Source organism: Streptomyces sp. NPDC056948 (assembly GCF_042674225.1).
GTDB classification, from domain to species: Bacteria; Actinomycetota; Actinomycetes; order Streptomycetales; family Streptomycetaceae; genus Streptomyces; species Streptomyces purpurascens.
On the sequence record NZ_JBHUQX010000266.1, the window covers coordinates 1 to 13,406 of the forward strand.

Below are 13,406 nucleotides of genomic sequence, written 5' to 3' on the forward strand. Positions count from 1 at the left end.
GAGCGGCGGGCGCCCCGCCGGCCTTGGGGCGGGCCCGGGGCCCCGGGCCCCCCCCCGCGCACCCGGGGGCCCCCCCCCGCACAGGGGACGGGTCAGGCCGCCCCTCAGGCCGCCCCGAACGCCGAGAACGCCCAGCCCGTGGCCTGGTGCAGCGCGTCGCCCGGCAGTGCGGCCCGGGCGTCGCGCAGCGCCTCCGCCAGGGACAGGCCGGCGTCGAGGCCCTTGTGCAGCGCCAGCATCAGCGGCACCACCGCGGCGTCGTTGACGGGCGCACTGCACGCCACCACCCCGGCCGTGCCCAGCGGCAGCAACGCGGTGACCAGGCCGAGCAGTTCGTCGGCGCCGACGGACGCGAGGCGGGCGGTGTCGCAGCAGGACAGGATGATCCGGTACGGGCTGCGGTCCAGACGCTCGAAGTCGTGCACGACGATCGGCCCGTCGGCCATCCGCAGGGACGAGAAGAGCGGGCTGTCCGCTCGGAACGTGCCGTGCGCGGCGATGTGAGCCAGCGCGGCCCCGTCCAGCTCCTCCAGCACCCGCGGCACGCGCGCCTCGCCGTCCTCCAGAACCGTCGCGCAGCCGTACCGGCCGGCCAGTTCGGGCACCTCGGCGCCGCCGGTGGCCAGGCCCGGGCCGCGTACCAGCACATGACAGCCGTCCGGCGGCGGCGCGGTCTCCCCGGCACGCAGCCAACTGCCCGCCGACGGCGACACGCTGAGCACCCGCTCCCGCAGCGACGGCAACAGCGCCCACGGCACCCGGTGCAGCCGCCCCGGCGGCACGACCACCACCGGGCCGCTGCCGAGCTGCGCCGCCGCCGGGCCGAGCAGCAACTCCTCCAGCCGGCGCCCGGCCGCCTCCACCACCGGAAGGCGCGCCTCGGCCCCGGGATGGGCCAGCCGCCGCAGCCCGGCCTGTACGTGCTCGGCCTCCGTCTCCGCCTCGGCCAGCAGCCCGGCCTCGAACCTGCGCACCCGCCCCTGCCCGCACAGCAGCACCTGCACCCGCCCGTCGAGCACGGCGAGTTCCACCAGCCGTACCTCGTCGCCCAGCCGCTCCAGCAGCCTGCCGACGTCGAAGCGGTCCCCGTCCCCGGGCGCCTCACCCCGCATGTGCAGGGTCCGGGAGCGGATCTCCCGCTCCAGGCGCCGCTGTTCACGCTCCAGCGCCGGCACCGGCCGGCCCTCCATCCGGGCGGCCTCCGCACGGGAGGCGATCTCGCGGAACGCGGTCATGCCGCTGAGCAGTTCCGGATCGGCGGGCGGCCGGGTCGGCGCCGTGGACAGCACAGTGGCCCGCCAGCGCTCGCTCCACACCAGCAGCCGCCGCGGCCCGCCCGAGACCAGACTGGCCCGCTGGGCGAGCGCGGCCAGCTCCGCACCCTGCTCGGTGGCGCGCGCCCTGAGCTCCGAGGCGCCCAGCGTCATCCGGTGGTCGTCCAGCACGTCCAGACCCCGCCGGCAGGCCTCCAGCACACCCCGGGCCGACCCGGCGGACCGCGCCCGCAGCGCCTGCGCCGCCCAGCCCGTCATCCGCGCCAGCGGCGGACCGCCGTGCCTGCTGCGGGCGGCGACGGCCAGATGCCGCTCCGCGTCCGCCGTCCAGCCCAGGCCCAGCGCGATCCGGCCCGCCAGCAGCGACGCCTCCGGCGCGGCCGGCGCCCCGAACGAGGCCAGCTTCTCCGCCACCGCGGCGGCATCGGCGACCAGCCGGCCCGAACCGCGCCCGGCCGCGTGCCGCGCCTCGATCAGCACCAGCCGGGCGTGCGTCTCCCACCAGGTGCGCCGCTGCCCGGCGAACAGCCGTACCGCGAGAGCGGCACGGGCGATCGCGGTGTGCGGGTCCCCGGCCAGCCGGGCGGCCCGCGCGGCGGCCAGCAGCAGCTCCGCCTTGCGCGTGGACTGCCCGCCGATCCCGTCGAGCTTCCTGATCGCCGCGTCCGCCTCGGCCAGCGCCTCGGGCGCGAGCCCGGCCGCCATCAGCACCTCGCAGCGCCGGATGTTCAGCATGAACGTCGGCGTGCCGAGCCGGGCGTACCGCTCCTCCGCCTCGTCGAGCAGCCGCAGCGCCACCGGCACGTCACCCGACCGGAACGCGGCGAGCCCCCGGCTCTCCACCGCGTCGGCCTTGTCGTGCTCCTGGCCGGTGGTGTCCCACAGCGCCTCGGCCGCGGTGAAGTCCGCCTCGGCCCGCTCCACCGCCCCCAGCGCCAGATGCACGGTCGCCCGCAGGGTCAGCGCCCGCGCCGTCCAGATCACGTCCTCCGCCTGCCGCAGCACGGGAACCGCCCGGCGCACGTCCTCCAGCGCCTCGCGATGCCGGCCGAGCACCCACCACACGTACGCCCGCCGGTACAGCACCCGCGCCCGGGTGTGCCCGCCGCCCCGCGCGACCCCCCGCTCGAAGGCCGCCAGGCCCTCCCGGGTCCGGCCCGCGTGCACCAGCGCCACGCCCAGCGTGGCCAGCACATCCGCCTCCCGGTCGGCCGAGTCCGCGCGCGCCGCGAAGTCCCGGGCGCGCCGCAGATGGTTCAGCGCGAGCCGCAGATCGCCGAAGTCCCGCTGCCAGATGCCGATCACCTGATGGGCGACGGAGGCGTGCGGCGGGGCGGGATCGGCGTCGAGCAGCGCCCGGGCCCTCGCGAGAGCCTCGCCCGGATCGGCGAACACCATCGGCAGCAGTGCCGCCACCGAGTCGTTTCCCGCTGTCACTCCTCGGATGGTAGTGGCCTCCGACCACACCACACAGGTTCGGCGCTGTATCAAATGACCGTCCGGCGGCTCATGTCGAGGAGGATCGGCGCGTACCGACGACCGCTCCGCCGCGCCGACCGACGCCGTCGCCCAGTGGGAGGACCCGCCATGGCACCACAGCGATTCCACGAGCAGTTCGACCAGATCCAGCGCTCGATGCCGGACGTCCCCCTCGCGATGGGGCCGGACGACTCGGCAGAGTTCATGTACGAGAAGGGCGTCGTCCTCGTCCGCGACGGCGAGGAGGCCGGCATCGTCGAGGACGCCGTACGGGCGCACTTCACGGCGGCACCCGACCTCGACCAGGACCAGGTCCGCCGGGCCGGCCCGCAGACCAACCGCAGCGGCATCACCCGGATCCGGGTCGGTGATCCCGGTGAGGGCGGCCGGGAAGCCGACCGCGCCGTCGCACAGGCGCTGCGGTCCGTGCGCGAACGGGAGGTCCGGGCCGGGCACCGGATGGCCGCCCGGAACCATGTCGTCCACATCGCGGTCAACGCCTGCCCGGGCGACGAACCGGTCCCCGTCCCGCTCAGCGAGCCGCTCAACCCGGCGGCAGCCGACACGGCGTACGACCCGGACACCGCCGTCGGCGTCCTCGTCGTCGACACCGGGCTGATGAACGACTACCGCTCCTGCGGCCTGCTGTCCCACACCGGCGGCGACGCCCAGGTCGAGGAGTGCGACGACCAGGGCATCCTCCAGCAGTACGTCGGCCACGGCACCTTCATCGCCGGGCTCGTCGCCGCCGTCGCGCCCAACACCGACATCACCGTGCGCGGCAGCCTCAACGACGCGGGCGCCATCCTGGAATCCGAGTTCGGCGAGAAGCTCTTCGAGGCCGTCGACGCCGGCGGCTGGCCCGATGTCCTCAGCCTCTCCGCCGGCACCTCCAACGGCCGCACCGACGGCCTGCTCGGCGTGGAGAACTTCATGCGGGAACTGCGCGAGCAGCGCACCCTGCTGGTCGCCGCCGCGGGCAACAACGGCAGCGCCACGCCGTTCTGGCCCGCTGCCTACGCCGACCTGCCCGGCTGGGAGGACTCCGTGCTGTCGGTCGGCGCCCTGCGCTGCGACGGCGAGTTCGGCGCCTGCTTCACCAACCACGGCTCCTGGGTACGGGTATACGCCCCCGGCGAGCGCCTCACCAGCGCCCTCACCGGCTTCGAGACACCCGTCCCGTACGTGTACCAGCACTCCACGTACGACGCCTGCCGCTACGGCTTCCGCTACGGCTGCACCTGCCGGCACCCCCGCCACACCGGAGTGCTGAGCGACGAGAACGCCGTCGCGAAGCCGGACCAGGTGATGTTCGAGGGGTACGCGCAGTGGAGCGGCACCTCCTTCGCCACCCCCGTGACCGCGGGCATGGTCGCCGCCCATATGACGGCGCACAAGGAGACCGATCCGCGCGCGGCCCGGCAGCAACTGCTCGCCGCCAACACCGGGCTCGCCGAAGTGCGCGGGGCGCACGTTCCCGCGCTGCGTCCGCCCACCTGGCGCCCGGTCCCGGTCGTGCGCCTGGTCCCCGGCTCGTGAGGGCCGAAGCCGCCCCCTCCACGGCGTACCATGACCTGCCGTACTCGAGGGGTGGGGCTGCCGTGGACCGTACTGATGCCGGGGCGCTCGTCCAGGCAGCCGCCGATGGCGACGCGGCGGCCTGGAAAGCGCTGGTGGAGGGGCTGAGCCCGCTGGTGTGGTCCGTGGTGCGGGCCCACCGGCTCTCCGACGCGGACGCCCATGAGGTGTACCAGACCGCGTGGTTCCGCTTCGCCCAGCACCTCGGGCGGATCCGCGAACCCGGCAAGGCGGGCGCGTGGCTCGCGAGCACGGCGCGCAACGAGTGCCTGAAGGTCATCCGGAGTTCGCAGCGGCTGACCCTGACGGACGATCCGCAGATCCTGGACCGGGTCAGCGAGGAGGGCACGCCGGAGCAGTCGCTGCTCGACTCCGAGGAGGCCGCCGCCCAGAGTGAACGCGTACGGCGGCTGTGGCAGGAGTTCGAGGAACTGGGCGAGCGGTGCAGGCAGTTGCTGCGTGTGCTGATGGCCACGCCGCCGCCCAGCTATCAGGACGTGTCCGCCGCGCTCGGCATCGCGGTGGGCAGCATCGGGCCGCTGCGGCAGCGCTGTCTGCGGCGTCTGCGGGCCCGGCTCGAGGCACGGGGGGCGATATGAGCGACCTGAACGGCATGAACGGCATGAACGACGACGACGCGTTCGACGAGGACGGCTGGGAGGACGAGGAGTTCGACGCCGGGCTGCTGGAGGAGGAGCTGCGGCAGGCCGCGGCCGTCCTGGACCCGGTGCCCGCGGAACTCCAGCAGATCGCCGTCGACGCGTACGCGCTGCACGACCTCGACGCCCGGGTCGCCGAGCTGACCTTCGACTCGCTGGTCGACGCCCTCCCTGTCCGGGGCGCCACCGACGCGCCCCGGATGCTGACCTTCCGGGCGGGCGAGGTGACCGTCGACGTCGAGGTGACCACGCACGGACTGCTGGGACAGGTGCTGCCACCGCAGCCGGCCCGGATCGAGGTCCTGGGCGGCCCGCGCCCCGGCGCCCCGCTCACGGCCGACGACCTGGGCCGCTTCACCGGCGACGCCCCGCTCTCCGGCCCGTTCGCGCTACGGCTGCGGACCGGCGGGGACGTGGTGGTGACGGAGTGGCTGCGGGCCTAGGGCCTTGCCATCCGGTTGCGGGCGCGCCCCGTCACCAGGTGCACGGCAGCGTCCGCGGCCCCCGGATCATCGTCCTGCGCCGCCACTCGACCTGGTCGGCGGGGACCGCGAGCCGCAGGCCCGGCAGCCGGTCCAGCAGGGTGCCGAGGAGCAGTTCGGTCTGGAGGCGGGCCAGGACGGCGCCGGTGCAGTAGTGCGGTCCGTTGCCGAGGGCCAGGTGCGGGTTGGGGGCGCGGCCGGGGTCGATCCGGTCCGGCTCGGGGAAGACGTCCGGGTCGCGGTTGGCGGCGAGGTAGGAGACGTACACCGGGTCGCCCGCGCGGATGCGGTGTCCGCGCAGGTCGACGTCCTCCAGGGCGATCCGCGCCAGGCCCACGGAGCTGCGGTGGGGGATGTAGCGCAGCAGCTCGTCCAGCAGCGTGTCGCGTGCCTCGGGGCGCTCGTGCCACCACTGCCGCAACTCGGGCCGGGTGAGCAGCAGACAGAGCATCTGCCCGCAGTTGTGGGTGACGGCCTCGCCGCCGATCTGGAGGGGACCGGCGAGGCCGATCGCCTCCGTCTCGCTGATGTCGCCACGCGCCACGGCGGCGCCCAGCAGGGAGTACACGTCCTCGCCGGTGCTGTCCGCGCGGGAGCTGATCGTCTCCGTGATCCATCCGTACAGACTGCTCTTGGCCCGGTCGGCGGCCTCGGCCCCACCCGAGGTGGAGATGATCTGCCGGGTCCAGGTGTGCACCCGTTCCCGGTCGGCGGCGGGTACGCCCATCACCTCGCTGACCAGGGCGATCGGGAACGGTTCCAGCACACGCTCGATCAGCTCGGCCGGCGGCCCGTCCCGTAGGACCCCGGCCACCAACTCGTCGAGCAGCTCCTGCGCACGGGGCCGCAGCCGCTTCATCGCACTGACGGTGAAGGCCCCTGCGACCACCTTGCGCAGCCGGTTGTGGTCGGGCTGGTCGGCGAAGGCCAGCGAACCGGGCCGCGGCTTGAAGTGCGGTGCCATCCGCGTCACTTGACGCCCGGTCACCTCCGCGCGGCTGAACCGCGGGTCGTTGGTGATCAGCTTCACGTCGTAGTGGCGGGTGGCCAGCCATGCCCACCCCTCGCCGAACGGCAGCCGGATCCGGGTCAGCGGCCCCTCGCGCATCAGCTCCGCGAGGACCGGGTCGAACTCCGTGCCGTCCAGGTCGAGGGCGGGCCAGTCCCGTACCGGGGGCTGGGCCCGGCCGGTCAGCGTGGTGGTCTCCTCCGTCATGCACCCACCCTCCTCGTGCCCCCGCCGCTTGTCGCGCGGGAGTGCTCCAGCCGGTGACGTCCGGCGTTCAGCGGGACACGGCGTCGACGAGACGGGCCAGCGCACCGGCCAGCCGCTCCAGTCCGGCCCCCGCGGGACCGCCCGGCTCGCTCATGTAGGTGTCGCGGCGGATCTCCACCATGAGCGCGCCGACCTCGGGCCGCTTCCCGTAGAACTCCAGGGGCACGTAGGTCCCGCTGAACGGGCTGTCGAGCCGTGTCTCCCCGAACGCCTCCCGGGCGGCGTCCAGCAGGCCGGGGGATGTGTGGAACGGGTCGGTGCCGAGGCAGACCGCCGGCCGGGGTCCGTCCCCGTGCAGCTCGTAGGGCAGCCTCCGGCTCGGGTAGGAGTGCACGTCGATGATCACGGCCCGCCCGGTGGCCGCCAGCCGGTCCGCCACGGCCTGTGTCATCGCCCGCGCGTACGGCCGGAAGTACCGCTCGAGGAGGGGCTCGGGGTCGAGGTCATCGGGCCGCAGCACATCGCCGTGCGTGGTCCGCGTGTACACCGCGCCCATACCGACGGCCCGCATCTCCTCCCGCTCGTCCGGAAACCGCTCGGGGTCGACGACCAGCCGCGACAGCCGATTGACGAACCGCCAGGGCGTCACCGCCGCGAGCCCGGCCGCCCTCTCGGCGATCTCCGCCGTGTGCGCGTCGGTGATGTGGTCGAGCTCCCGCTCCAGCTCCTCGTCACCGAGCACGATGTCCGCGCGTACGTCATCGGGGATCTCCCGTGCGGAGTGCGGGACATGCAGGATCACGGGGGAGCGGCCGTCCCCGGCCGCCGGCTCGAAGGAGTGCGCATCGGTCATGGGGCGGCTCCAGGGGCGTAGTCGGTGGCGTGCGGCAGGGTCACCCACGCAGAACTCCGCCCCGGCCGGGCAGTGCCGGTCGGGGCGGAGTCAGTGGATCTACGCGGGTCCGTGGGTCAGGCCAGGGACGCCAGGGTCTCGTTCCACGTGGTGGACGGGCGCATGGCCTGCGCGGCCTTCGCCGGGTCGGGCTGGTAGTAGCCGCCGATCTCGACGGGCTTGCCCTGGGCGGCGATCAGCTCGTCGACGATCTTCTGCTCGTTGGCCGCGAGCGTCTCGGCGAGCGGGGCGAAGGCCTTCGCCAGGTCCGCGTCGTCGGTCTGCTTGGCCAGCTCCTGCGCCCAGTACAGGGACAGGAAGAAGTGGCTGCCGCGGTTGTCGATGCCGCCGACGCGCCGGGTCGGCGACTTGTCCTCGTTGAGGAAGGTCGCCGTGGCGCGGTCGAGCGTGTCGGCCAGGACCTGGGCGCGGGCGTTGCCCGTGACCTTCGCGAACTGCTCCAGGGACGGCACGAGGGCGAAGAACTCACCCAGGCTGTCCCAGCGCAGGTAGTTCTCCCGGACGAGCTGCTGGACGTGCTTCGGGGCGGAGCCACCGGCGCCCGTCTCGAAGAGGCCGCCGCCCGCCATCAGCGGGACGACCGACAGCATCTTGGCGCTGGTGCCCAGCTCCAGGATCGGGAACAGGTCGGTCAGGTAGTCACGCAGGACGTTGCCCGTCACCGAGATCGTGTTCTCGCCGCGGCGGATGCGCTCCACCGACAGCTTCGTCGCCTCGACGGGGGTCAGGATCCGGATGTCCAGGCCCTCGGTGTCGTGCTCCGCGAGGTAGGCGTTGACCTTGGCGATCAGGTTGGCGTCGTGCGCACGGGTCTCGTCCAGCCAGAACACCGCCGGGTCGCCGGTGGCGCGGGCGCGCGTGACGGCCAGCTTCACCCAGTCCTTGATCGGCGCGTCCTTGGTCTGGCAGGCGCGGAAGATGTCACCGGCCGAGACGGTCTGCTCGATGAGCGCGGTGCCGCTCTGGTCGACCAGCCGGACCGTGCCCGTGACCGGGACCTCGAAGGTCTTGTCGTGGCTGCCGTACTCCTCGGCCTTCTGCGCCATCAGACCGACGTTCGGCACCGAGCCCATGGTGGACGGGTCGTAGGCGCCGTTGGCCCGGCAGTCGTCGAGCACGGCCTGGTAGACGCCCGCGTAGGAGGAGTCCGGCAGGACCGCGAGGGTGTCGGCCTCCTCGCCGTCCGGGCCCCACATGTGACCGGACGTGCGGATCATGGCCGGCATGGAGGCGTCGACGATGACGTCCGACGGGACGTGCAGGTTCGAGATGCCCTTGTCGGAGTCGACCATCGCCAGCTCCGGGCCCTCGGCGAGCTCGGCGTCGAAGGAGGCCTTGATCTCGGCGCCCTCGGGCAGGCCCTCCAGGCCCTTGTAGATGCCGCCCAGACCGTCGTTCGGGGTCAGACCGGCCGCGGCGAGCTTGTCGCCGTACTGCGCGAAGGTCTTCGGGAAGAAGGCGCGCACCACGTGGCCGAAGACGATCGGGTCGGAGACCTTCATCATCGTCGCCTTCAGGTGCACCGAGAACAGCACGCCCTGGGCCTTGGCCTCGGCGACCTGCGCGGTCAGGAACTCGCGCAGCGCGGCGACCCGCATCACGGAGGCGTCGACGACCTCACCGGCGAGGACCGGTACGGACTCGCGCAGCACGGTGGTGGAGCCGTCGTCGCCGACGAGCTCGATGCGCAGCGCGCCGTCCTCGGCGATCACCACGGACTTCTCGGTGGAGCGGAAGTCGTTCTGGCCCATCGTCGCCACGTTCGTCTTGGACTCGGAGGTCCAGGCGCCCATGCGGTGCGGGTGCGACTTGGCGTAGTTCTTCACCGAGGCGGGGGCGCGCCGGTCGGAGTTGCCCTCACGCAGGACCGGGTTCACGGCGGAGCCCTTGATCTTGTCGTAACGGGCGCCGATCTCGCGCTCCTCGTCGGTCTTCGGGTCGTCCGGGTAGTCCGGCAGCGCGTAGCCCTGGCCCTGCAGCTCGGCGATCGCGGCCTTGAGCTGCGGGATGGACGCCGAGATGTTCGGAAGCTTGATGATGTTGGCGGCGGGCGTCTTGGCCAGCTCACCGAGCTCGGCGAGGGCGTCCGGGATGCGCTGGTCCTCGGTGAGGTACTCCGGGAACACGGCGATGATGCGCCCGGCCAGCGAGATGTCGCGGGTCTCCACAGCGACACCCGCCTGCGAGGCGTACGCCCGGACCACCGGCAGGAAGGAATACGTCGCCAGTGCGGGGGCCTCGTCAGTGTGCGTATAGATGATGGTCGAGTCAGTCACCGGGTGCTCCGCTCCACGTCTGCAACATTGCTCGACATCAAGATATCTCCTGAGCGGCCTCGTCTCGACAGGGGTCCGCCGCCAGTTTCGGGCAACCGATCGACCCGCTCCTTTGTCAGGGAGAGAGATCACTCACTCCCTGACACGGCCGGACCTGACCACCCGGCCGTCCGAGCGAAAGCGGACCATGAGATATCGCACCAGAGTGACGGCCCCGGCGGCCGCCCTGATCGGCACGGCGGCGGCTCTGACCACGGGGGTCCCGGCCCAGGCGGCCACCTCGAAGGAGTCCGCGCGCACGGACGCCTCCCCGGGCCCCGAGACCCTCGGCGACCCCGTCTTCCCCGCCCTCGGCAACGACGGCTACCGCGTCTCGGCCTACCACCTCGACTTCGCGTACGACGCCACGACCAAGGTCGTCGAGGCCACCGCGACCCTGACGATCCGCACCACCCAGCCCCTGAGCCGCCTCTCCCTCGACGCGCTCGGCCTGGACATACGCTCCGTCCGCGTCGGCGGCCGCACGGCCGGCTTCGAGCAGGTGGCCGAAAAGCTGCGGATCACCCCCGCGCGCCTGCTCCCGGCGAGAGCCCGGGTCACCGTGTGCGTGGACTACACCGCCGACCCGCGCCGCGCCCTGCCGCACACCGGCTGGGTCGCCACCCCGGACGGCTTCGCGGTGTGCTGCCAGCCGGACTCCGCGCACACCGTCTTCCCCTGCAACGACCACCCCTCCGACAAGGCCGACTTCACCTTCCGCCTCACCGTGCCCGGGGGACTGCGGGGCGTCGCGAGCGGGCGGCTCGTGCGCACCGAGCAACTGAGCGGCGACCGGACGGTGTACACGTACCGCTCCCGCTCGCCGATCGCCACCGAGGTGGTGCAGATCACCGTCGGCGACTACGTGATCAAGGACCGGCAGGGTCCGCACGGCCTGCCGCTGCGGGACGTCGTCCCCACCGCCCGCGCCGCCGCCCTGGAACCCGCCCTGTCGCTCACCCCGGCCCTGGTGGAATGGGTCGAGCAGCGGCTCGGGGCGTACCCCTTCGAGACGTACGGCCTGCTCCCGTGCAACTCGGACGACCCCCAGGCCTTCGACTTCACCGGCCTGGAGACGCAGACCCTCACGCTCTACAAGCCCAACTACCTCCTCCAGGAGGAGAGCAAGATCGGCTCGCACATGATGCACGAGCTGGTCCACTCCTACTTCGGCAACAGCGTCAGCCCCGCCACCTGGGCCGACCTGTGGCTGAACGAGGGCCACGCCGACTTCTACGGGCTGCTGTACCGCTACGAGCGCGGCTGGCCCGACTCCAAGGGCATGACCACCATGGAAGCCCGGATGAAGGACACCTACGCCCTCGGCGACCAGTGGCGCCACACCTCCGGGCCGGTCGCGGCCCCGAGCGCGGCCAACCTCTTCGACAGCCAGCGCTACGTCGGCGGCGTGCTCGTCCTGTACGCGCTGCGGCAGCAGATCGGCGAGGCGGCCTTCAGCGCCGTCGAGCGCGCGTTCCTGGAGCGCCACCGCGACGCCACGGCGTCCACGGAGGACTACATCGCGGTCGCCTCGCAGGTCTCAGGACAGGACCTCACGGGCTTCCTGCGGGACTGGCTGTACGGGACGAGGACGCCCCGGATGCCGGGCCACCCGGACTGGACCGTGACGCCCGTGAAGCCGTCCCTCGCGGCACCGCGCAGCCGGAGGGACAGCCACTACCACGACAACTCCGCGACGCTGTAGAGCCTCGGCGGAGAAGTCGGCCGAGGTGTCTCAGTCGAGCCGGGCGGCCGTCATGTCGCCCGGCTCGAACTCGCCGGTCCGCTGCTGCGGGATGACGGCCGCGCCCTGCTGAAGCGCCACCGTGCGGGCGGGGGCGGGGATGCGGATGCCCTCCGTGCGGTAGCGCTTGTGCAGGCGCTTGATGAACTCGTGCTTGATCCGGTACTGGTCGCTGAACTCGCCGACGCCCAGGATGACGGTGAAACCGATGCGGGAGTCGCCGAAGGTGTGGAACCGGATGATGGGCTCGTGGTCCGGCACGGCGCCGTCCACCTCGGTCATCGTCTCGGCGATGACCTCGTTGGTCACGCGCTCCACGTGCTCCAGGTCGCTGTCGTAGGCCACCCCGACCTGCACCAGGATGGTGAGCTGCTCCTCGGGGCGCATGAAGTTGGTCATGTTCGCCTGCGCGAGCTGACCGTTGGGGAGCACGATGAGGTTGTTGGACAGGTTGCGGATCGTCGTCTGCCGCCAGTTGATGTCCTCGACGTAGCCTTCCTCGCCGCTGCTGAGCTTGATGTAGTCACCGGGCTGGACGGTCTTGGAGGCGAGGATGTGGATGCCCGCGAAGAGGTTGGCGAGCGTGTCCTGAAGCGCCAGCGCGACCGCCAGACCGCCGACGCCCAGGGCCGTGAGCATCGGGGCTATGGAGATGCCCAGTGTCTGGAGCACCACCAGGAAGCCGATCGCGAGGACCAGGATCCGGGTGATGTTGACGAAGATCGTGGCCGATCCGGCGACACCGGAACGGGACTGGGTGACCGTGCGCACCAGGCCGGCCACCACCCGGGCCGCCGACACCGTCGCGACGAAGATGAGCAGCACGGTCAGCACCTGGTTGGTGTGGTGCTGCACCGTCCGGGTCAGCGGCAGCACCGCCGCCGCGCCCGCCGCGCCGCCCACGACCGCGGCCCACGGCACCACGGCCCGCAGCGCGTGCACGATGACGTCGTCCCCGCTCCAGCGGGTGCGGTCGGCGTGCCCGCCCAGCCAGCGCAGCAGGATGCGCAGCGCGAAGGCCGCCAGCAGGCCCGAGGCCAGGGCGATGCCCGCGAAGACCAGGTCGTCCACCGTGAGCGCCCGGTTCACCGGTCACCTCCGGGGCGGAGTACCGCGGCGAACGCCGTCGTCGACGGCCGGATGTGAAGTCTCGTCACGTAGTCACCTGCTCGTTCTCGGGGAAGTCCGATCGCGCCCGACCACCCTGACCCGGGGTCGGCACAATCGTTCATCCTGCCGCATCCCGTACGGGGCTTCGTACCGGAGACAGGGGTGAGCGGGGGGTGAGTTACTGCACATGACGCGCCGTCGCGCGCGCCGGATCCGCCTCGCTCACAGGTCCGTGAACGATCCGTGCCGGCCCGCGCCGGAGGCGAAGCGGGCGGCGCCCTCGACGCTTTCGGCCAGCACACCCGCGCCGTGGCGGAACTCGGTGCCCAGCGCGGCCGGCTCGTCCAGGCCCTCCTGGTCGAGGACGGAGGCGCGGTCGGCGCGCATGCAGGGCTGCGGGAACCCGGCGATCGCGGCGGCCAGTTCCTCGGCCTCGGCGCGGGCGCGGCCCACCGGGACGACACGGTTGACGAGTCCGATGTCGTGGGCCTCGGCGGCCGGGACGGGCCGTCCCGTGAGGATCAGGTCGAGGGCGCGGCCGGTGCCGATCAGCCGGGGGAGCCGTACGGTGCCGCCGTCGATCAGCGGCACGCCCCAGCGGCGGCAGAACACGCCGAACACGGCGTCCTCCTCGGC

10 protein-coding genes are annotated in these 13,406 nt (G+C 72.9%); 4 read left to right on the plus strand and 6 right to left on the minus strand.

From position 1 onward, the window contains the following. Positions 1 to 104: 104 nt before the first annotated feature. Positions 105 to 2,672 carry a CHAT domain-containing protein gene (locus ACFTZL_RS29100; RefSeq protein ID WP_382588528.1) on the minus strand — a complete coding sequence of 856 codons (2,568 nt, stop codon included), beginning with the start codon at positions 2,670 to 2,672 and terminating at the stop codon, positions 105 to 107. Between the two features lie 189 nt (positions 2,673 to 2,861). Here ACFTZL_RS29100 and ACFTZL_RS29105 point away from each other — a divergent pair, with 189 nt between their 5' ends. From ACFTZL_RS29105 to ACFTZL_RS29115, 3 genes are all read left to right on the plus strand, one after another. Then, positions 2,862 to 4,292 carry a S8/S53 family peptidase gene (locus ACFTZL_RS29105; RefSeq protein ID WP_382588510.1) on the plus strand — a complete coding sequence of 477 codons (1,431 nt, stop codon included), beginning with the start codon at positions 2,862 to 2,864 and terminating at the stop codon, positions 4,290 to 4,292. Positions 4,293 to 4,354: 62 nt separating this feature from the next. Further along, positions 4,355 to 4,930: an RNA polymerase sigma factor gene (locus ACFTZL_RS29110; protein WP_382588512.1), complete on the plus strand. Its 576-nt coding sequence runs from the start codon at positions 4,355 to 4,357 to the stop codon at positions 4,928 to 4,930. Further along, complete coding sequence (locus ACFTZL_RS29115) at positions 4,927 to 5,433, plus strand: hypothetical protein (RefSeq protein ID WP_382588514.1); 507 nt, start codon at positions 4,927 to 4,929, stop codon at positions 5,431 to 5,433. Before ACFTZL_RS29110 ends, ACFTZL_RS29115 begins: the two co-directional genes overlap by 4 nt. A 31-nt stretch (positions 5,434 to 5,464) precedes the next feature. Here ACFTZL_RS29115 and ACFTZL_RS29120 read toward each other — a convergent pair whose 3' ends face one another. The 3 genes from ACFTZL_RS29120 to ACFTZL_RS29130 all read right to left on the minus strand — a co-directional run bounded on the left by ACFTZL_RS29120 (position 5,465) and on the right by ACFTZL_RS29130 (position 9,877). Next, on the minus strand, positions 5,465 to 6,688 hold the full coding sequence (locus tag ACFTZL_RS29120; protein WP_382588516.1) for a cytochrome P450: 1,224 nt from the start codon (positions 6,686 to 6,688) through the stop codon (positions 5,465 to 5,467). 67 nt (positions 6,689 to 6,755) lie between these two features. Next, positions 6,756 to 7,541: an N-formylglutamate amidohydrolase gene (locus tag ACFTZL_RS29125; protein ID WP_382588518.1), complete on the minus strand. Its 786-nt coding sequence runs from the start codon at positions 7,539 to 7,541 to the stop codon at positions 6,756 to 6,758. Positions 7,542 to 7,657: 116 nt separating this feature from the next. Beyond that, positions 7,658 to 9,877, minus strand: coding sequence for an NADP-dependent isocitrate dehydrogenase (locus ACFTZL_RS29130; RefSeq protein WP_382588520.1), 2,220 nt, complete (start codon positions 9,875 to 9,877; stop codon positions 7,658 to 7,660). Positions 9,878 to 10,064: 187 nt separating this feature from the next. Here ACFTZL_RS29130 and ACFTZL_RS29135 point away from each other — a divergent pair, with 187 nt between their 5' ends. Further along, complete coding sequence (locus ACFTZL_RS29135; RefSeq protein ID WP_382588522.1) at positions 10,065 to 11,621, plus strand: M1 family metallopeptidase; 1,557 nt, start codon at positions 10,065 to 10,067, stop codon at positions 11,619 to 11,621. 30 nt (positions 11,622 to 11,651) lie between these two features. Here ACFTZL_RS29135 and ACFTZL_RS29140 read toward each other — a convergent pair whose 3' ends face one another. Both ACFTZL_RS29140 and ACFTZL_RS29145 read right to left on the minus strand, forming a co-directional pair. Next, positions 11,652 to 12,749 carry a mechanosensitive ion channel family protein gene (locus ACFTZL_RS29140; protein ID WP_382588524.1) on the minus strand — a complete coding sequence of 366 codons (1,098 nt, stop codon included), beginning with the start codon at positions 12,747 to 12,749 and terminating at the stop codon, positions 11,652 to 11,654. 243 nt (positions 12,750 to 12,992) lie between these two features. Next, positions 12,993 to 13,406 (minus strand): enoyl-CoA hydratase-related protein (locus ACFTZL_RS29145; RefSeq protein ID WP_382588526.1); only part of this gene is annotated, 414 nt, incomplete at its 5' end.

Bases quoted from the DNA above. Each gene is read 5' to 3' on its own strand.
- ACFTZL_RS29100 (WP_382588528.1), bottom strand. From the start codon at position 2,672: ATGGTGTTCGCCGATCCGGGCGAGGCTCTCGCGAGGGCCCGGGCGCTG.
- ACFTZL_RS29135 (WP_382588522.1), top strand. From the start codon at position 10,065: ATGAGATATCGCACCAGAGTGACGGCCCCGGCGGCCGCCCTGATCGGC.
- ACFTZL_RS29125 (WP_382588518.1), bottom strand. From the start codon at position 7,541: ATGACCGATGCGCACTCCTTCGAGCCGGCGGCCGGGGACGGCCGCTCC.
- ACFTZL_RS29120 (WP_382588516.1), bottom strand. From the start codon at position 6,688: ATGACGGAGGAGACCACCACGCTGACCGGCCGGGCCCAGCCCCCGGTA.
- ACFTZL_RS29105 (WP_382588510.1), top strand. From the start codon at position 2,862: ATGGCACCACAGCGATTCCACGAGCAGTTCGACCAGATCCAGCGCTCG.
- ACFTZL_RS29115 (WP_382588514.1), top strand. From the start codon at position 4,927: ATGAGCGACCTGAACGGCATGAACGGCATGAACGACGACGACGCGTTC.